Origin of the sequence: Paraburkholderia sp. BL17N1 (assembly GCF_003634175.1) — a bacterium.
Taxonomy (GTDB): domain Bacteria; phylum Pseudomonadota; class Gammaproteobacteria; order Burkholderiales; family Burkholderiaceae; genus Paraburkholderia.
Window position 1 is genome coordinate 3,180,873 of record NZ_RBIW01000001.1, and the last position, 18,156, is coordinate 3,199,028.

Below are 18,156 nucleotides of genomic sequence, written 5' to 3' on the forward strand. Positions count from 1 at the left end.
AGTGACGGGCATTCAACGACATACACGGCAGAATAAAAAACGGTGCGGGAGGCGCTCTACATCGAACTTCGGCGATCGCTAGTTCACCCGTTTGGGGGTTGCAACAAGGCAAGCGCTGGTGCAATCACCCCTTCCAGCAGCACTCTGTCGGAACGAACACGAGCCAGGACGCGAACGCCCATCAAAACGCCAAGAAGATGCCGAGCGAGGACGTCTGCCCGCAGTGATTGCGCGATGGTTCCGTCGGACTGACCTGCCATGACGCAACCTAGAAAAAAATCCTCGATACGGACAAGAACGCCAGCGATGATTTTCTGGAATTCAGCGTCGTGTGGTGCCATCTCCATGGCCGAGTTCACGATCATGCAGCCCTTGTGCTGGCGGTCATTTAGCGAGCGGCGCACGATCTCTTCGAAAAACGCGTGGATCGCCTCAAGGGGAGGGAGCGCTTCACAGCGCTGTATGCGCCTTCCAATGCTCTCGTCCACGTAGCGATCAAGCGCTGCCTGGAAGAGCCCGCGCTTGTCTCCATACGCGTTGTAAAGGCTGGCCGCGGTGAGACCTGTCCTTTCGGTCAGGTCTTTCACCGACGTCGCCTCATACCCAAATCTCCAGAAGCACTGCATGGTCGCCTCCAGCACCGCCTCTTCATCAAATTCCCTGGGTCTCGCCATCTCTGTCACCTGTCAAGTCATCGCACAGCGCGCTTGCCAGTTTCGCTGCGATGAGTGATTATAGAATGCACGTTCTAAAACGAAAAGACGCGACGTTAATGAGGCCTTGGGCACATCAGGCTTGCAGAGTTGTCGCACGGAGGAGGAAAGAGTCATGGAACTGCAGGAGCAACTGGACAACTTCAGGGCCGAGTTTGCGCGCACTGCGCCGGCGGGGCGCGTCGCTCTTTACGAAGCCAGGATCGAGGAGCTGCGTGCCAGCTTTGCGCTTGACCACGCGGTCGGAGTCGGCGACGAAGCGCCGGACTTTTCACTGCTGGACGTACACGGCAATCCTGTCTCATTGTCCCTTCTGTTGCAGAGGGGGCCTGTCGTCGTTACGTTTTATCGCGGCGGATGGTGTCCATACTGCAATATCCAGTTGCGGGCTTATCAGGCAATCCTTCCCGAGATGGCCACGCTAGGCGCCCGGCTGGTCGCAATCTCGCCACAACTTGCGGACGGCTCGCTGACCACTGTTCAGACAAACGCTCTAACCTTCGATGTCCTGAGCGACGTTAACAATTCCGTCGCACGCCGCTTCGGGCTTGCTTACGCGTTGTCTGCGGATCTGCGTGAGGCACTTCGCTCGAGCCAGAAGGCGCTGCCTGCGATCAATGGCGACGAGAGCTGGGAACTGCCGGTTCCGGCCACGTATGTGATTGCCCCGGATGGACGCGTCGCACTCGCCAGTATCGAGGTCGATTACCGCACGCGGCTCGAACCGGATGCGATCCTCGCCGCCCTCGAAGAGCTTCAACTGGCCTGAACGATGGCAAGCGGAAAGCTACCGGTCGAGGCGGCCGTTGAGGCCGAGCGGGCGAAGCGACGCGCCTCGTGCGTGCGCATGGCGGGGTTTGCCTGGGCAGCGCTGACGGTGATGATCTTCTCGGGCTGGTTCGTCGTGACGCGGTTTGGCGTCACCCGTGAGCTTCGCATCTGGGACATCGCCGCGCTTCGCTTCGGCATCGGCGCCGTCCTTCTTGCCCCGGCCATCGTGCGCCGGGGCTCCCGCCTGTCTGCCGCCGCGTGGGGCGAAGGTCTGTTATTCGCGGTGCTCTGGGGCGTGCCTTTCGTGCTGGTCGTCGCGCTTGGACTGAAACTGACGTCGGCGGCTCAGGCCGCGTCCGTAGCACCGACGTTGATGCCAGTCTTCGCTGGTGTGTTCGCGTGGGGTTTCCTGCGTGAGCCGCAGGGACGGTTACGCTGGTTTGGCTACGGAGTAATCGCCACAGGACTCGGTTGCCTTGTGCGCGCCGGCGCAGCGGTCCACGGCGCGCCAGACGCCCTGGGTATCGTCGCGCTGGTCGTCGCTGCCGCCATGTGGGCCATCTATACACTGCTGTTTCGCCGCAGCCGGCTGACACCGATCCAGTCCGCCGCGCTGATATGTGTCTGGTCGACGGCGCTCTATCTTCCAGCCTATACATTTTTCGGTCTCAGCCGCTTCAGCCTTGCCTCCCCAGGCGAGATTGCCTTGCAGGCTCTCTATCAAGGCGTGCTGATGAGCGGGGTCGCGCTCATCAGCTATAACCGCGCCGTTTCGCTGCTCGGTCCGTCGGCTGCGACCGCCGTCATTGCGCTGCTTCCTGCTGCTGCCTCGCTCCTCGCCATACCTTTCCTCGGCGAAACGCCGTCGCCGGCCGAAGGGATGTCGATCGTCATTATCGTTCTCGGTGTGCTGCTCGCTTCCAGGCACGCGCCGGCGCGCCGTGTATCGACCAACCGTGTATGAACCCATTCTTAACCCGGAGGGCACCGCCATGATCCGTTTTTACTTCCACCCCACGCCAAACCCGGCCAAGGTCGCGCTTCTCCTTGAAGAGACGGGCCTTCCTTACGAGGCGATCCCCGTCGATACTAGCAAGGGTGAACAGCACACACCGCAGTTCCGTGCGATCAACCCCAACGGCAAGGTGCCCGCCATTGTCGACACGGAAGGGCCGGGGGGCGAGGAAGCGCGCGTCTTCGACTCCACGGCGATCCTGCTCTATCTGGCGGAGAAAACCGGCAAGCTGCTCGGTTCCCCGCAGGACAGGCCTGAGCTGCTTTCGTGGCTCCTGTTCCTCGCCTCCGGTCTCGGCCCGTTCTCGGGTCAGGCCGTGCACTTCCAGTTCGCCGCACCCGAAGGACTCGACTATGCCGTGAACCGCTATCGACGGGAGGCCGAGCGTCACTACCAGGTTCTGAACGACCATCTGGAAGGGCGGACGCATATCGTCGGCGACACCTATACGATCGCGGATATCTCGGCTTGGGGATGGCTCGATCGTGCCTCGCGCGTGCTCAAAGGGGCCGACGATCCGCTGGCGGCGTTTCCGAATCTCAAGCGCCTGTTCGAAACGGTCGATGCACGTCCCGCGGCGGCTAGTGCCAGAGCCGTCGGCAAGGACCACGAGTTCAAGAAGGTCAACGACGAGGAGACCCGACGTGCGCTCTTCCCGTCCAACTATCCCGCGGCTGCGTGAGCCGGCACTGAGACTTACGGAGAGCCCCATGGCTGATTTACTCGACTATATTCCCCCGAAGGTCTGGACCTGGAACAAACCCAGTGGCGGCACCTTTGCCAACATCAACCGGCCGGTCGCCGGGCCGACGCACGAGAAGGCGCTTCCGGTCGGGCGGCACCCGCTGCAGCTTTATTCGCTGGGCACGCCCAATGGCGTGAAGGTAACGATCCTGCTGGAGGAACTGCTCGCGGCCGGCTATTCCGGCGCCGAGTACGACGCATGGCTGATCAGGATCGGCGAGGGCGAACAGTTCGGCAGCGGCTTCGTGGACATCAATCCGAACTCGAAGATCCCCGCGCTGCTGGATCGCAGTGGGTCGAAGCCGGTCCGCGTGTTTGAATCAGGCTCGATCCTGCTCTATCTGGCCGAGAAGTTCGGGGCGTTTCTTCCGAAAGACGTCGAGACCCGTACCGAGACACTGAACTGGCTGTTCTGGCAGATGGGCAGCGCACCCTACCTGGGCGGCGGCTTCGGGCATTTCTACGCTTATGCGCCAACGAAGATCGAGTACGCGATCGACCGTTTCGCGATGGAGGTGAAGCGCCAGCTCGACGTGCTGGACCGGCGCCTCGCCGGCAACGCGTATCTTGCCGGTGACGATTACACCATTGCCGACATGGCGGTGTTTCCGTGGTATGGCGGCCTTGTCAAAGGCTGGCAATATGGGGCAGCGGAATTCCTGTCCGTGCAGGACTATACGAATGTTCAACGCTGGGCCGACATGCTCCTCGCGCGGCCAGCCGTGAGACGCGGCCGTGTGGTCAACAGGACGGGCGGCGAGCTGTCCGGACAGCTTCGCGAGCGGCACGACGCGAGCGATTTCGAGACTGCGACGCAGGACAAGGACGGATGAGTGCGGCTATATCGATTATCCGGCGTGGGCCGAGAGCTGCAAAAAATGAATAACGTCAAAATCTTCTTTACGCAGATCCTTACGGGCGCCGTCATCTTCGGCATCGTTGCCCCAGGTACGTTTGGCCGGCGCTGACTAAACTCTCTCGCAATCGCGCCCTGATCCTTCTTCTCTTTGTACAGGTCCCCCGCTATGCGGGCATGACCTTCCTGGTCTCAGAGGGTCGATCCGAAACTGCCCAGGAGAGGACTCGAATGAAGCGCATGAGTTATTGAATTTAAGCTGGTTTCAATCGGGTCAACTTGTGAGTCGCATACGTATACGCAAACGAAGCGGATCGAGTTGGCTCAGCCCGGTAGGGGTCCACTTCTATGTGCCAAAGCTGCGTTTCGACGGGGACGGTCTTCAGTCGCTTCGCCCAGATAGCCGCCATGAAATCCTCGATCGCCTCGCGGCCCGCAGCACTCGTCGTCGCCGCCTCAAGCACAAGCTCACCGCGATAACGAACGGTTAGCGTGCCGGTCTCTGGATCCAGCCGCGTCGCCAGCGCGAATGCGCGGTCGAAGGACAGTCCTTGCCCGTGGCTGACGGCCATTTCCGTCAAGGGCTCGGTAGAGACCCTTGATTGGATGGCGGTAGAGATTGATAATTTTCGCCATTATTCCCGCAGTGCTTAACATAGCGCGGGAAGGGGCCGACTCCCGCCGAGCGTCGTCGGACAGAATTCGGCCACAAACGGTCGTCGGAAATGCTGAGCAACGGACACCCCTGAGTCGGCTTTGCCTCTAGTCAAAGCCCTTCAATATTCGAATTGGTCGCGGCAAAGGTTGCGTTGTCACATGAGAATGGCGCTTGGCCGACCTTGAACGACATCGGCGAAAACGAGATCAGACTGTTCGTCGTTGCATGCAAGGGCTAACTGTCTGCGGATCTTGCCTGCGCGCATGCCGAGGCAAACCCTTACTCAGTGGATCGGTCTGCAACATCCAGGGATATCGATCCATATCGGCATCTCGTCCGGCTGGTCGTGAAGTTGCTATTGACGAGCATCGCGAACTACTCCGCGACACTATTGCCGTGGAACATGTGCGCACAGACCTCAATGTGAATTCATCCGGCACGAGCCGTGTGTTCATCAGATGGCGTTACAACTGGCTCCGCCGGGAGCAGATCGCATTGATCTGCATTATCGTGGACGGCACCCAGGCACCCGGCATGTTGTCCAGAATGCACTCGTAGTACGCCTTCTCCCGCGGCAGTAGCATTTCGCCATTCCGATACAGGGCGTAACACGAGCGCTGTATATAGTTCGATGCGACCTGACTGCGGGCGTCGCGCAAGCCAAGGAGCATGCAATCGTCATAAGTTGACGGGCCATCAGCAAACGCTGGATGCATGATTAGCAGGCCCAGCAGGCTGATTGCAGTCCGTAGGGTGCACGTCCGTGTGAAATTCTTAAGCATGGCATTCTTCCCTGGCTGTGTGAGTTTGCAAGGCGTGGACAGGAGCTCCGCGCTGGCAAATATTAATCAGAGGGCGCCACTTCAGATTCAAGTCATGTTCTATGGCGTGCGGCGATCTGTACCACACAGTGGACGTGCACGCGATCATCCGGATGGACAACAGGCGGCCTCCGGCGTCGCAACGCAGCCCGTCGATTCAGGCTCGCTTTGCTGCCGGCTGTTCGGGATACCACGACGTAAACTTCACGGCTGCATAGAGCGCCGCGACAGTCGCGACGATACCCGTCGAATGTGGCAGTGCCGGGACGTAAGCCATCACGATGTCAGCAAGCACCAAGATGCCGAACACGACGGCCCACACCGTGCTGATGACATAGTTGACGCGCACGAATTGCGGGCTTTCCCAATGCTCGCGGTCGACGGCCTCACGCGCGTACTGCAGCGTGAACGGCTGCCGCAACGCGATTGACGCCAGCACGATCAGCATCAGCCCCGCATCGACGCGCAGCCGCACCGCGGCGATTGACCATTGCACATTCTTGGTGAACGCATAGACTGCAAGTGCGCCAAACAGCAGCGTCGTGCCAATCTCCAGCAGCTTGATGCGGCGGCCCGGCGTCACCACATCGCGCACCAGAAGGGCGACTGCCAGGATCGTGCCGACTGCGAGTCCCGCCGCCGGTACACCGGCCAGATGCTCGACCACCGCGAAAGCGATAAACGGGGCAAACGGCAAAAGAAGCTTCATCTCCAACTCCAGAGTGTCCAGTCGTCTACACGCCAGCGTGAGTTATCTCGCCGCGATCTCGTTAGCATGAAAACCGCTCGGTCCACGGTGAGTAATTTCGACCGTTGCGAGCGGCTGCGCCGAGAGATGCAGCGCGTCGAACAACAACGGGATCGCCAGGCGAATACTTCCAGCGGAAAGGATGTTGATTTCGAAGGTTCCCACGGTCAATCAGTCTTCACGGCTATCGGCCTTCCAGAGCGGGATATTCCTCAACGTATTCTTCATTCCGGCACCCGTAGTACGTGACAGTGCGTTCCAACAGGTCGACCTCATAACGGACAACGCCCGCATGCCACGACGCCGCCAGAAACTCTGGAAATGAGCTCTCTCCTGCCTGATCGACCCGCAGAGCGGTCACGAGAGCCGGCTGGTCGAACGGCGGCACATCAACGGCACCCGACACAAGCGGTGCGCCCTGCACGACGACCGGCCCATCCTCTGTGAGGTACAGGCTCTCGCACGCAGGCAGGAACCACACATTACGCGTCACCCCCGCTCGCCGAAGCGTGTCAGCCAAGTAAGGAAATCCACCCACTTTCGGGCGGTTGGTCATCGCACGTTGCTGCGCAGCCTTCAGATTTTCTATCGCTTTGCTCACTGCTATTCCTCACTATGGAAATGCTGCTGCGTTTGGTGTGGAGACTGTCGTACCTCAATCCACGGGGATGTTGTGCATTTGATGAGTATCGGCCAGCTTCTTCAGTAACTTTCGAAGCGTAGCGCGTTCATTCGCACCCAGAGCGCCGAAAAAATGCTCATCGTTGCCGTCGGCGATGGTCGTTAGTTCTGGCAACGCCCGCTTGCCCTGTTGAGTCAGCGCAAGTAGTTGGACGCGGTTGTCTTCTTGACTCGCCGCCCTCGAAATCAATCCCTTGGATTGCAATTTGTCGAGCACCTTTGAGATGGCCCCGCGGGTCATGTCCATTGCGTCGGCGAGGCCAGCGGGAGTCGAAACTGCCGCCTGCGAGATTTGATTCAGTGCGACCCATTCGGCGACCGACAAGCCACGCTCCTGCAATTCGCGAGCGAACGCGCCGGATACATGATTGGAAACGAGTCTCACCCAGTAGCCCAAATGTGTTTGGAGAACGGGCGCAGGTTGTATCGAAGTCGCGCGCGGCACGGCAAATGTCCTTTCGAATAGGTTCCATGGAAACCATTATGATTTCCGTGGAAACCATTGTCAAGGAAATCCGGATTGAATGGTGAAATCGGCATTGGATGTGGTTGCCGCGAGGCGACGAACGGCTGATCACCACCTGCGAGCGGAACCCCAACATACATGATCTCGGAGTCATGAAGCGGCCCACCCGGCTGCCGTCACGGATCTCCATGTAACATGCAAGATCGAGGGGTTTGACACAAGTGCCGTCGGAAACTTAGCTCGATCCAGTCACAACTCGCAAGTACCGGCACTCGCACTGACTCGCGAACATTTGTGATTGCATGGCGTCACACCAACGCGTGGCGACGGTGAGAAAAGCCGTGACAAACCGCCTGTACGTCTGTTTTATAGATGGAAGCGGACTGATCGACGTTGGACGTGACTGACCGCAACGGGTCGACAGCCGAGGTTCGCCGCCGTTGGCGGTGCGGCTTGCGATGATCTTCCGGGTTCGGCTAGACCGCGTCGGGCCCGACAAGGGGAAGTTAAATGCCTAGATCGGCATGGCCGAAATGCTGCATGCTCGCTTTCGGCAGATTGGCGTCGCGTGTGGCGGTCTCGGGGTTGACGTCGATGGCGGCACAGCGCCGCGTCGGTAGGGCCCCGCGAAAGCGTATCCCGCCAATCTCGACTTCCCGACCGAGCCAGTTGAGCTCCGCCCAGGCGGGCACGCCGTCGAGATAGACGTTGGCGCGTGTTGCCAACACCGCCCTTGAAAACCAGCCTGACGAAAATCATGCCGAGCTTTTTCAGCATCGCTCGAATCTGTTCTTCGCTGGCGTCCGGACCCGGAATCTCGGGCGTCGGAAAGCCCACGAACTGCAGCAATCTGGCGCCGTGCAACCTACCGGTGACTAGCAGAATGACCTCAGGAAGTGAGTTGGGAAGTCGGTGCCGCCGGGACAATATCCCTCACGGGGTCTTTGTCGAACCCGTAAAACGAGCGCGGGGTTGAGCACAGGATTGCCTCGACAATCGCGGGCGCAAGAGGTAAGTCCAGCAACGCGGTAAGCGTTTGGCTGTAGTTCGTCGCATGTTCAAACTGCGTGTGTGGCCAGTCGCTACCCCACATCAGACGTTCGGCGCCAAATGCGTCTATGAGCTGGTCAGTGGCATCGCGCATGAACCTCGAGTCCTGGACCGAGCACCGATAGGCGCCCGAAATCTTGACCCACACGCGGCCAGATGGTCCAAACTCCAACAGGTCGTGAAACCCCGGGTCGCGCGTGCCGCTGTCCGGGTCAGGGCGGCCAAAATGGTCAACGACGACTGGCAAGCCCACATCCAGCAAAGTGTTGACGAGCGGCGCCAGGTCCGACGCCTCCCTGTGCAACTCAACGTGCCAGCCTAGTTTTGATAACTGCTGCCAAAGCGTTAGATATGGCGCCGAGCCCAGCTTGGGGAGCGTCTGCCCGACAAGGTTCAGACGCACGCCCGTCACACCCTGGCAGTTCAGCCGCTGCAGGTCGTCTTCTGAAATTTCGGGCGACACGACTGCCACACCGCGCAGCCGGCTAATGTCGCTGGTCAGCGCCTTTAAAAGATGGCTGTTATCGGTGCCGAGAAAGCTGGGCTGGACAAGGACGGCATTGCCAATATCGTTCTCGTCAAGAAGCTTAAGGTAGGCGTCCAGCGTTGCGTCATAGTCGGGTGCGTAGCGCCGTCCGTCCGCCAGCGGCAGAGTCCGGGCAAACACGTGCGCGTGCGTGTCAACGCGCGGCAGCCGTGGCCGCGCGATGGATGGTGCCTGGGTCATCGCTGGCTCCGGGGATGGTCAAGCGCTAATTCGGCGCCGGCGACCGGTTGTGAAGCCTGCTCGACGCCGGACGGCCGCAAGCGCTTGCCGCGCGTTTCGGGAAGCAGCAACACGGCAACCATCGCCAGCCCGTACGCAATTGCGGCATCGATGCCAATCGCTGCTCCCAGCGACATCGAATGACTCATGTACCCGACCAGCACCGGGAAACCCGCCGAGGCGATGCGACCGAAGTTGTAGCAAAAGCCGACGCCTGTCCCGCGCATGTCCGAAGGATATAACTCGTTAAAGAGTGCGCCCAGACTGGACGGTATACCGGCAGCAAAGAAGCCTAGCGGGAAGCCCAGAACAAGCATTTCCGTGTTGCTCAAGGGAAGCATCACGTAGGCGAGCACAGTGACGATGCAAGAAAATGCAAAAAATGCGATGTTGCGACGCCGTCCGATACGGTCGAGCAGGTAAGCGCTCGCCATACAGCCGCACCAGAAAGCCACGATAACAACCGCAAGATACCCGCCAGTGTTGAGGACCGACAAATGTCTTTCCTTGGAGAGGAAGGTCGGCAGCCAGGTCATGATGGCGTAGTACCCGCCGTGTGCGCCTGTGCCCAGAATCGCCCCGATAACGGTGGTCTTGATGACGCGCGGCTGGAATACTTGCGCGATTTGCCCCCACACAGAAACCGCTGGTTCAGCGCGAGACGGCTCAACGCGCACAGGTTCGCGGAGATTGCGGCGGACGTAAAGGACGAGAAGCGCCGGCAGCAGGCCAACACCGAACATGACACGCCACGCCGTGTCTGACGGCAACCACGAAAAAGCTGCGGCATACAACAGCACTGCGCCGGCCCAGCCGACAGCCCAGGCGCTCTGTACCGCGCCCATGGCCTTGCCGCGGTGTTCCGTCCGGATGGTCTCAGCCATCAACACGGCGCCTGCAGCCCACTCTCCGCCGAACCCGAACCCTTGCAGGGCCTTCAGGACCAGTAGTTGAGGAAAACTCTGGGCGAAGGCGCAGAGGAACGTGAAGCTGGCAAACCAGAGAATCGTAATTTGCAGCGTCCGGACACGACCAATCCTGTCGGACAGGGCGCCTGCCAACCAACCGCCCATCGCCGATGACACCAACGTCACGCCACTGATTGCGCCCGCCTGCGTGTGGTCGATGCCGTACGCTGCAATGATTGCGGGGATTGCCAGGGTAAACATCTGCACATCGAGAGCATCGAGGCCCCAACCCGCAAAACATCCCCAGAAGGTGCTGCGTTCGACAGGTGTGCCTTGCTTGTACCAGGTGAACATCGCCGACTCCAGATAAATTCATATATTCATGTATATGACTGTATGTTTAGTTTAAGCGCCTCGACGAAGAAGTCATTGGGGATTTACCCTTGTCCCTGCAGATGTTGTACAGTGACTACTCCTGTGAACAACTATATGAATCATGGATATGCAGTCGTTCTCGGCCAAGCCAGACGGTCGTTTGCCGCGCTACCAGCAGCTACGCGATGACCTGGTGCGCCGCATCGCGGAGGGCGAGTGGGCGCCGGAAAAGGCAATCGACACAGAGGCGGAACTCAGCCTGTTTTATAACGTGTCGACCGGCACACTTCGGAAAGCCATTGATTTGCTGGTAGCCGACGGAGTGCTCACCCGCACCCAGGGAAAGGGGACGTTTGTGCGGCGCCCGCGCTTTGATTCGTCGTTGTTCCGCTTCTTCCGATTCAAGTCAGCTGACGGGAAGCCGGTCCGACCGACGGCGAAGGTGCTCAGCCGCGACGTCGTCAAGCCAAACGAGACGGTTCGCTCGACCTTGCGGATGAAGGCGACGGAGAAGGCTGTTCATCTCTCACGGGTACGACTGATTGACGGACACCCCGTTTTGTCGGAAGAAATATGGCTACCTCGAAGCCGTTTCGAAGCGCTGGCGACGCTGCCCCTTGGTAGCTTCGAGGATTTGCTTTATCCGCTTTACGAACGGCTTTGCCGCCAAATCGTCGCATCCGCAACCGAGATCCTGAACGTCGAACAGGCGACGGACGCTGATGCAGCGCTCTTGCATATCGACGTTGGCAGCCCGGTAATCCTTGTGCACCGTGTGGCATCCGATTTCGCCGGGACGCCTATTGAATGGCGCACCACGCGTGGTGCTGCTGCCGCGTTCCAGTACCAGGTCGATATTCGCTGACAACGCGACTCCCTCGCCGCGTTCGGTGCCGTCAAAGGGACCGACAGCGCAAACTGACTCTCTGTCGCCCGGCGAGTCGCATTTTCCCGCGACTTTCAGGCTCTACACCTCGTTCGCCGAATACATCAATGGTCGCCAGCTGCGGCCGCAGCTCGCTTGCGTGCGCTCGTCCGGGTTATACCTCATTGCAGCCCGACCTCAAACATACAAACATATATATGACTATATCAATCTGCCTGTTTTCGTCAGACTGACGGTTTTCGAAACGCCAGTCGAGCGGCAGCGGGCATGGAACCGGAACGAACATGTCTACGTCCGTAACACGTGAGCAGCAGGTAATGAAGAAAATGGCATGGCGGCTGATGCCGCTGCTGATTGTCATGTTTCTCATCGCATTCATCGACCGGCAGAACGTCGGCTTCGCGAAACTGGAAATGGTTCAGGCACTCGGCATGACGGAAGCCGCGTATGGCCTTGGAGCGTCGCTGTTTTTCATTGGCTACCTCCTGTTCGAGGTGCCCAGCACACTGGCGCTTCATCGTTTCGGGGCCCGGACGTGGCTCGCTCGCATCATGATTACGTGGGGCATCGTTACAGTGCTAATGGCGTTCACACGGTCCCTGCCAGTTTTTTATTCGTTCCGGTTTGCACTTGGCGTTGCTGAAGCGGGGTTCTATCCAGGCGTCATTTACTACTTGACGCAGTGGTTTCCTCAAAGCTACCGGACACGTGTGCTTGGCCTTTTTACCCTCGGTAGTTCGCTGGCAAACATGCTTGGCGCGCTGGTCGGAGGGCTGCTCCTTTCCTTGGGCGGAACACTGGGACTGGCGGGTTGGCAATGGGTCTTCCTTGCCACCGGTCTTCCGGCAATACTGATTGCCTTCGTAGCACTTAGATATCTACCGAGCTCCGTCAAGGAAGCGAACTTCCTTTCTCAGGATGAGAAGGACATTGTGGTCGCAGCGCTTGCGCGCGAAGCGTCCGCGGAAGCAAAGGAGTCCCGGCCATGGGCGGCATTGCTTGACCCGAAGGTTCTCATGTTCGCAGCAACCTACATGCTGATGTCGACGTCGCTGTACGGTGTGACGTACTGGTTGCCTACGCTGGTCAAGAGCTGGGGCGTTTCGTCGAGCGTCAACGGCCTGCTCAACATGATTCCGTGGGCACTCGCGACAATTCTTCTCCTTTGGCTTCCCGGGAAGCTCAAACGTGAACAGGTGGTGTTAAAAGCAATGGTCGTGGTCGCAGGCATCGGCGTTGTATGTTTTGCCTCCAGCCTCGTATTGCCGACGGTCTCGTTGCGCTTCGTCGCCCTGTGTGTGGGTGGCGCCTGTATTCCTCTGCTGTACCCTTGTTTCTGGTCGCTTCCCCCGCGCTTCTTTTCCGGCGCTCGAGCCGCGGCAAGTGTCGCCGCCATCAACTGCATCGGCAATCTCGGCGGGTTTTTCGCACAGAACCTGATGCCGTACGTCGGCAAAGTTAGTCATAGCCATGTCGCACCAATGCTTGTTCCGACTGCATGCCTGTTAGCTCTCGCAATCGGGACCGCGATTGCGTGGACAGTCGGTGGGCATCGCAAGGCGGCGCTTGCGTCGTCAACGGTTCCGCTTTGACGAGAGCGCTGACACGCCTGAGCTCTTTGCACAGATGCAACGTGCACTTATTCGAGCCGCACTTTTCGACCGGTTGCAGGCTGAGTAAGGTTCAACATCGCGAACGGTTAAAGCCATCCGGGCTGGCTGGCGGCAGTTCCGTAGCAAGGCTCAAATTTGAAAGCACAGTGCGGTACCTTGGCATCGAGGTCGACGATGCGCTCGAGATGGCAGAGCAGACTGAAGTTTGAACCGAGGTACCTCCGGACGGTGGTCTGCATCGGGCGCTGTCCAGCCAACGTCTGCCGCTCACAGTGCACTCAAAGTGGTCATTCGAGCGACCGGTTCGCGCCCCAACTCGCCGGATAGCTAACTCCACTGCTCTACGTCAGTTTGATGTGCAGCGCGGCCGCCTTGTTTTTGTCCCTCGATACCCTACGGATGGTAGCCGGCGTAACAGGGCACGCTGCCGGGGTTCCGCAAATGGCCTGACGAATATTGTCAATTCAAAAACCAAGTGCAAGCACGTAGATTGCGATGCGTCAGTTGGCGGTATACTCGAAAAAGCCGTCCAAGGGATCGACTTCAGGTAGAGATGCCAGGAAGAGGTGGCCGATCATGAACTGAATTCGTCGCTGTTCGCGCTATACCGATTCGCGCAGGAAGTAGGCAAGGTGAAGGGATGCAGGAGAAGTAACGCTCTGGAAGTATTCCGGAAATCAGGCGACGGACACGGAGATCGTGTCTGACTGTTTGCCGCTGACTCGGCCACGACGATGCACATTGACGATCAGTTTCTCGAGCGCAAAATGATCGAGATCGAGCAGGCGAGGTCATGGAGTCCGCGTGTCATTTCCAAGCTCGAGACTCTGATCAGGAGCGGCGACGATCTGTCCGTTTACCGGGTCAACCCGCTGGCGTTTGCGCGTGATCGCGGCATAGGCGAGGGTGAGTGCATCGACCTCTTTCTTCATGCGGCGCGATACGGACTGTTCGGGATGAACTGGAACGTTCTTTGTCCGCAGTCAGGAATGGTCCTCAATAGCTTCGGATCGTTGCGCACGCTCAAGACCCACTATGTCTGTGGACTATGCGACGTTACGGGCGAAACCGACCTGGACGATTTCATCGAAGTCACCTTTTCTATATCTCCTGAACTCCGGAGGCTGACCTTCCACGATCCCGAGTCGCTTTCCGTGGATGATTTCCATTGGAAGCTACGATTTAACGGTGACGGTCGTTTCGCCGGCCAGCAAGTTCGGTTTCTCGACTTTTTACGGGGTCTGGTGCGCGGCCTGACGTTTCTGCCGCCAGGCTCGACGACGACTCTGCAGGCGGACCTTGGCCCCGGTGCCTTGTCGGGCGTGAATGTCGAAACACAGGCCGCTCTCGTGGTTGCGATTGCCGGCGAACCGGTCACGTCGCCGACACTGTTGCAGGTGGGATATGACGGGCAACGGTTTGCCCCGGCGCTCTCCGTTGTGCCGCCCGGCCCTGTAGTCGTTGAGGTGAGGAATACGGGAAGCAAGCGCGGGTCCCTGCTCCTGATCAATTGGCCTCCTGAGGTCGTCGCCCAAGTCATCAAGCCGCCGCTCGAATTCGAACCGTATCTCTCCGGGGGGACGCTAGTGGCGCGACAAACCTTCCGGCGCCTGTTCCGCTCGGAACGCGTCGACGAGAAGGAGGGGCTCGGGATTCGGCAAGTGACATTTGTTTTCACCGATCTCAAGGGTTCGACGGCCATGTACGAACGCCTCGGCGATCTGAATGCGTACGGGCTAGTCAGACAGCATTTCGCATTGCTCGAGGTGGTCGCACAACGGTATTCCGGCGCGATCGTAAAGACGATTGGTGATGCTGTGATGGTCGTCTTCTGTCGACCAACGGACGCTGTTTCCGCGTCGTTAAGGATTGTCGATGAAATCGGACGCTTCAATCGCGAGCGTGGAGAACCGGCGATCATTCTGAAGATCGGGGCGCATTGCGGGCCGTCGTTAGCAGTGACGCTGAACGACAATCTCGATTATTTCGGGCAGACCGTCAACGTCGCCGCGCGCGTGCAGTCTCTCGCTGAGGCCGGAGAGATTTGCATCTCGGAAGCGCTTTATAGCTCACCTGGCGTCCGTGACCTCCTTGCTGGCCGCACTGTCGTCGAATTCGAAACTCCACTTCGCGGCGTCCAAGGCAGGGCAAGCGCATATCGCATCGCGTCCGGGTGATGACGATCACCGCATTGGTCTCGCCACTGAGTTGGAAGACGGGAAGAACGTCATTGAGTCGAGCAACTGTGCGTGAAGTCACGAAATGGTCCCAAGGGATTGAATACGTGCAGAGCACAATCTGCCGGCTTGGCGCATAGCCATCGGCCGTGTGGCTGCGCACCCCATTGGAGCTCCGCGAAATCTGGGCGATTCGGACGAGACTTCAGATGTCGTCCAATGTTCGTGAGTTGGCACTGTTCAGCCTGGCGGTTGATAGCTGGCTTCACACGTGCGACCTGACGCGGCTGCGAGTGCAGGACATCTGCATAGGAGACCACGTGGTCTCGCGTGCGACGTCCTTGCAGCAGAAAACTCAACGGCGGGTGCAGTTCGAAATTACGGAGCAGACTCGGTGGAGTATCGCGGGGTGGATTTTGCGCGAGGACTGAAAAAAACCCGCCGACCATCACCTTTTCGAGCCGGTGCATGCCTTAGGGCAGCAAGATGAAAAAGCACGATCCAATGGGCATCGATCATCCCGCATCGGGCGCGATGTCGCAGTATGCGGGCGTGGGTGGCGAGGCCGCGCACGCGACGGCAGGCCTCATTTCATGCGTCGATCACCAGGCAGCGCGCAGTGCTTCATCGGCGACTGCGAGTCGCGACGCGATCGTCTTGATCAGAAAGCGATGAAACTGCTGCGCGGTGACCGGGTCATCGCGTTCGAGCGTGAGAAGCGCGGGCACCGACAGACGGTGAACGCGTGTCGGCGCTTCGGCGATCACGTCGGCGCTTCGCGCCGTTTGGGTGTACACGGCCATTTCGCCGACGATCGTGCCCGGACCGAACGAGCGCAGCCGCACCGGCCGGCCATCGAGCAGCGGCAACGAAACGGCGACGCGTCCGCGCTCGACGATATAAATCGCATCGCCCGGCTCGCCACACGAGAACAGCGGCTGCCCGGCATCGAGATCGCACGCTTCGAGACATGCACACAGCTTCTCCAGCGCGCACGGCGTGAAGTGCGGCGCGAGCGTCGCATAAAAATCGTGCTCGCCGGAGCGATCCGTGTCTGCATCGGATGCGAGCAGTTGATCTTCGATCCATTCGAGACCGGCATCGAGCGTTGGGAACTCGCGTATCCGTAAATGCAGCGTGCCTGTCTTCACGAGCAGATTGCGCGAGCGTACGGGCAACGCGGTCAGCACGAGATCCGCACCCGACGTTGCGCAGAGTTGCCGCAGTTTCACGAATGCAATCGATACCGATGCGTCCATGCCATTGGTCGACGCGAAATCGAGTACGACATAGCGCACGGGCAATGCGTCGAGTACTTCGAGGCGTTCGCGCACGCGTTGCAGGATCGAGTTGGCGGTGCCGAAGAACAGGAAGCCTTGCAGGCACACGCCGAATAGCTGCGCGCCGACTTCGCGCAGACGCGCGGCGTTTTCGATACTGCGCTCGACTGTCGAGGTACGCGTAGTAGCATCGAATTCCATTCGCACGCAACTGACGCGTCCATACAGCAGCGCGAACATCACGCACGCGGCGATCACGCCCGCAATCACACCCGCAACGACGCCATAAAACGCGACTACGGCGAGTATGCCCGGCACGAGCGCGTACTCATACCAGTTCAGCCGCGCATACGCGCCAACCAGCCATTGCAGCATCAGGCGCAATCCCATGAAGAGTTGCAGCCCGACCAGCACGGGCACGGGAAACAGCGCGACCAGATCGGGTGACGCAGCGAGCGCAACGAGGCATGCGATCGCTGCGAACACGCCCGCCATTCGGCTCGTCGCGCCGGCGCGCGCGTTGAGCATCGAGCGATTGTACGACTGATAGCCGACCATGCCGCCCAGCAATCCGCTCGCGATGTTTGCGAGTCCCGCCGCGCGCATTTCGCGGTTCAGGTCGATGTCTTCGCCCGTTACCGCGCCGATGGCCGTCGAGTTCATCAGGATCGTGATCGCCGATGCAGATGTCACGACGAGCGTCTCAGGCAGATGTGCGCCGATCGCGGCCCAGTCGATCACGCCGCGCGCGAGCGGCGCAGGGATATGGAGATCGGGGAATAATTGCAGTTTCACACGCGGCAGTAGCAGGCCCATGTTGCGCGCATCGTCGAGCGACAGTCCGGCGAGATGCAGCAGCAAATAGAACAGCGCGATTCCGCACAGGAGTACGATCGGCAGTGCGGCAATGTGCTGCCAGCCGCGCGTAAGCGCGGTTGTGAGCACGCCGATGAAGAGCGCGGGTGTCCATGCGAGCCAGTGCAGATGCGCTAGCAGCCCGAGGCTATGCCATTGAGGCGACGCGCCCGTCAGCACGCGAAACGCGCCCGCGAGCAGCAGATAACCCGTGCCGGCGAGAAACCCTCCGACCACGGGGTACGGCAGGAACTGCAATGAACGGCTGCGCTTCGACGAACCGATTGAGAACAGCACAATGCCCGTCAGCACCGAACACAGCGCGATCGAAATCAGTACGGTCAGCAGAATGGTTGGTGGCGAGCCGCCGTCGGCGCGTGCGCTGCTGGCGACGCCCGCCGCTACACCCGCGAGAAACGCCGTCGCGTTACTGTCCGGCCCGGCGATATTCAGACGCATCGAACTGGTCAGCGCGATCACGAGCGCAGTGACGATACAACTGACGAGCGCTGTAGGCACGCCGAGTTGGGCATAGCGCGCGAGGTCCGCGCTGAAGACCAGCGTGCCCAGGCTCATTGCGTAGCAGAGCATGACGAGCGTCGAGACGGCGCCCGCCGCCAGGTCGCCGAGCAGCCCGGTGACGTTCGACGCGAATTCCGACGCAGACCCGGACGCAGAACCTGTGGCACCTTCCTTCACGGCGCTCTCCCGCAACGCGCGGCGCCGAGACATGCCAGCGCGCCGCGCGACCCAGTATCCGCCGTCGTCCTTGC

General features: G+C 59.8%; 17 protein-coding genes and 2 pseudogenes. 9 read left to right on the forward strand and 10 right to left on the reverse strand.

Features of this window, described 5'->3' with window-relative positions:
* Positions 1-83: 83 nt before the first annotated feature.
* The gene (locus B0G82_RS14365; protein WP_121307737.1) at positions 84-674 is read right to left on the reverse strand and encodes a TetR/AcrR family transcriptional regulator; all 591 of its coding nucleotides are present in this window, start codon (positions 672-674) and stop codon (positions 84-86) included.
* A gap of 154 nt (positions 675-828) precedes the next feature.
* Here B0G82_RS14365 and B0G82_RS14370 point away from each other — a divergent pair, with 154 nt between their 5' ends.
* The 4 genes from B0G82_RS14370 to yghU all read left to right on the forward strand — a co-directional run bounded on the left by B0G82_RS14370 (position 829) and on the right by yghU (position 4,076).
* Entirely contained in the window at positions 829-1,482 is a 654-nt protein-coding gene (locus tag B0G82_RS14370) for a peroxiredoxin-like family protein (protein WP_121307738.1), read from the forward strand.
* Between the two features lie 78 nt (positions 1,483-1,560).
* Positions 1,561-2,448, forward strand: a complete 888-nt coding sequence (locus B0G82_RS14375; protein WP_241974580.1) for a DMT family transporter — start codon at positions 1,561-1,563, stop codon at positions 2,446-2,448.
* A gap of 28 nt (positions 2,449-2,476) precedes the next feature.
* Positions 2,477-3,181, forward strand: coding sequence for a glutathione S-transferase N-terminal domain-containing protein (locus B0G82_RS14380; RefSeq protein WP_121307740.1), 705 nt, complete (start codon positions 2,477-2,479; stop codon positions 3,179-3,181).
* 28 nt (positions 3,182-3,209) lie between these two features.
* A complete protein-coding gene (yghU, locus tag B0G82_RS14385) occupies positions 3,210-4,076 on the forward strand; it encodes a glutathione-dependent disulfide-bond oxidoreductase (protein ID WP_121307741.1) in 867 nt (288 codons plus the stop codon).
* A 277-nt stretch (positions 4,077-4,353) separates the two neighbouring features.
* Here yghU and B0G82_RS14390 read toward each other — a convergent pair whose 3' ends face one another.
* The 8 genes from B0G82_RS14390 to B0G82_RS14430 form a co-directional block, all read right to left on the reverse strand.
* A complete protein-coding gene (locus tag B0G82_RS14390; RefSeq protein ID WP_147439485.1) occupies positions 4,354-4,680 on the reverse strand; it encodes a hypothetical protein in 327 nt (108 codons plus the stop codon).
* 1,055 nt (positions 4,681-5,735) lie between these two features.
* A complete protein-coding gene (locus tag B0G82_RS14400) occupies positions 5,736-6,287 on the reverse strand; it encodes a hypothetical protein (RefSeq protein ID WP_121307744.1) in 552 nt (183 codons plus the stop codon).
* A gap of 42 nt (positions 6,288-6,329) precedes the next feature.
* Positions 6,330-6,491: a hypothetical protein gene (locus B0G82_RS39700; RefSeq protein ID WP_158608144.1), complete on the reverse strand. Its 162-nt coding sequence runs from the start codon at positions 6,489-6,491 to the stop codon at positions 6,330-6,332.
* A gap of 19 nt (positions 6,492-6,510) precedes the next feature.
* Positions 6,511-6,927: a DUF1398 family protein gene (locus tag B0G82_RS14405; RefSeq protein ID WP_121307745.1), complete on the reverse strand. Its 417-nt coding sequence runs from the start codon at positions 6,925-6,927 to the stop codon at positions 6,511-6,513.
* Between the two features lie 54 nt (positions 6,928-6,981).
* A complete protein-coding gene (locus tag B0G82_RS14410) occupies positions 6,982-7,332 on the reverse strand; it encodes a MarR family transcriptional regulator (protein ID WP_241974581.1) in 351 nt (116 codons plus the stop codon).
* A 647-nt stretch (positions 7,333-7,979) separates the two neighbouring features.
* Positions 7,980-8,198, reverse strand: a complete 219-nt coding sequence (locus tag B0G82_RS14415; protein WP_241974582.1) for an MOSC domain-containing protein — start codon at positions 8,196-8,198, stop codon at positions 7,980-7,982.
* Positions 8,199-8,362: 164 nt separating this feature from the next.
* On the reverse strand, positions 8,363-9,250 hold the full coding sequence (locus B0G82_RS14425) for an amidohydrolase family protein (RefSeq protein WP_121307747.1): 888 nt from the start codon (positions 9,248-9,250) through the stop codon (positions 8,363-8,365).
* Complete coding sequence (locus B0G82_RS14430; protein ID WP_121307748.1) at positions 9,247-10,551, reverse strand: MFS transporter; 1,305 nt, start codon at positions 10,549-10,551, stop codon at positions 9,247-9,249. Before B0G82_RS14430 ends, B0G82_RS14425 begins: the two co-directional genes overlap by 4 nt.
* Before the next feature lie 142 nt (positions 10,552-10,693).
* On the opposite strand from B0G82_RS14430, the gene B0G82_RS14435 reads away from it, so the two are divergent.
* The 5 genes and pseudogenes from B0G82_RS14435 to B0G82_RS40455 form a co-directional block, all read left to right on the forward strand.
* Entirely contained in the window at positions 10,694-11,437 is a 744-nt protein-coding gene (locus tag B0G82_RS14435) for a GntR family transcriptional regulator (RefSeq protein WP_121307749.1), read from the forward strand.
* Positions 11,438-11,742: 305 nt separating this feature from the next.
* The gene (locus B0G82_RS14440; protein ID WP_121307750.1) at positions 11,743-13,050 is read left to right on the forward strand and encodes an MFS transporter; all 1,308 of its coding nucleotides are present in this window, start codon (positions 11,743-11,745) and stop codon (positions 13,048-13,050) included.
* Positions 13,051-13,202: 152 nt separating this feature from the next.
* A pseudogene (locus B0G82_RS40450) lies at positions 13,203-13,280 on the forward strand (integrase); the annotation flags it as partial.
* A 558-nt stretch (positions 13,281-13,838) separates the two neighbouring features.
* A complete protein-coding gene (locus B0G82_RS14450; RefSeq protein WP_241974583.1) occupies positions 13,839-15,248 on the forward strand; it encodes an adenylate/guanylate cyclase domain-containing protein in 1,410 nt (469 codons plus the stop codon).
* A gap of 164 nt (positions 15,249-15,412) precedes the next feature.
* Positions 15,413-15,681 (forward strand): annotated as a pseudogene (locus tag B0G82_RS40455) (integrase); the annotation flags it as partial.
* Positions 15,682-15,850: 169 nt separating this feature from the next.
* On the opposite strand, the gene B0G82_RS14460 reads toward B0G82_RS40455, so the two are convergent.
* A complete protein-coding gene (locus tag B0G82_RS14460) occupies positions 15,851-18,016 on the reverse strand; it encodes a SulP family inorganic anion transporter (RefSeq protein WP_277872791.1) in 2,166 nt (721 codons plus the stop codon).
* Positions 18,017-18,156 lie beyond the last annotated feature (140 nt).

Bases quoted from the DNA above. Each gene is read 5' to 3' on its own strand.
- B0G82_RS14365 (WP_121307737.1), bottom strand. From the start codon at position 674: ATGGCGAGACCCAGGGAATTTGATGAAGAGGCGGTGCTGGAGGCGACC.
- B0G82_RS14370 (WP_121307738.1), top strand. From the start codon at position 829: ATGGAACTGCAGGAGCAACTGGACAACTTCAGGGCCGAGTTTGCGCGC.
- B0G82_RS14375 (WP_241974580.1), top strand. From the start codon at position 1,561: ATGGCGGGGTTTGCCTGGGCAGCGCTGACGGTGATGATCTTCTCGGGC.
- B0G82_RS14380 (WP_121307740.1), top strand. From the start codon at position 2,477: ATGATCCGTTTTTACTTCCACCCCACGCCAAACCCGGCCAAGGTCGCG.
- yghU (WP_121307741.1), top strand. From the start codon at position 3,210: ATGGCTGATTTACTCGACTATATTCCCCCGAAGGTCTGGACCTGGAAC.
- B0G82_RS14400 (WP_121307744.1), bottom strand. From the start codon at position 6,287: ATGAAGCTTCTTTTGCCGTTTGCCCCGTTTATCGCTTTCGCGGTGGTC.
- B0G82_RS14425 (WP_121307747.1), bottom strand. From the start codon at position 9,250: ATGACCCAGGCACCATCCATCGCGCGGCCACGGCTGCCGCGCGTTGAC.
- B0G82_RS14430 (WP_121307748.1), bottom strand. From the start codon at position 10,551: ATGTTCACCTGGTACAAGCAAGGCACACCTGTCGAACGCAGCACCTTC.
- B0G82_RS14435 (WP_121307749.1), top strand. From the start codon at position 10,694: ATGGATATGCAGTCGTTCTCGGCCAAGCCAGACGGTCGTTTGCCGCGC.
- B0G82_RS14440 (WP_121307750.1), top strand. From the start codon at position 11,743: ATGTCTACGTCCGTAACACGTGAGCAGCAGGTAATGAAGAAAATGGCA.
- B0G82_RS14450 (WP_241974583.1), top strand. From the start codon at position 13,839: ATGATCGAGATCGAGCAGGCGAGGTCATGGAGTCCGCGTGTCATTTCC.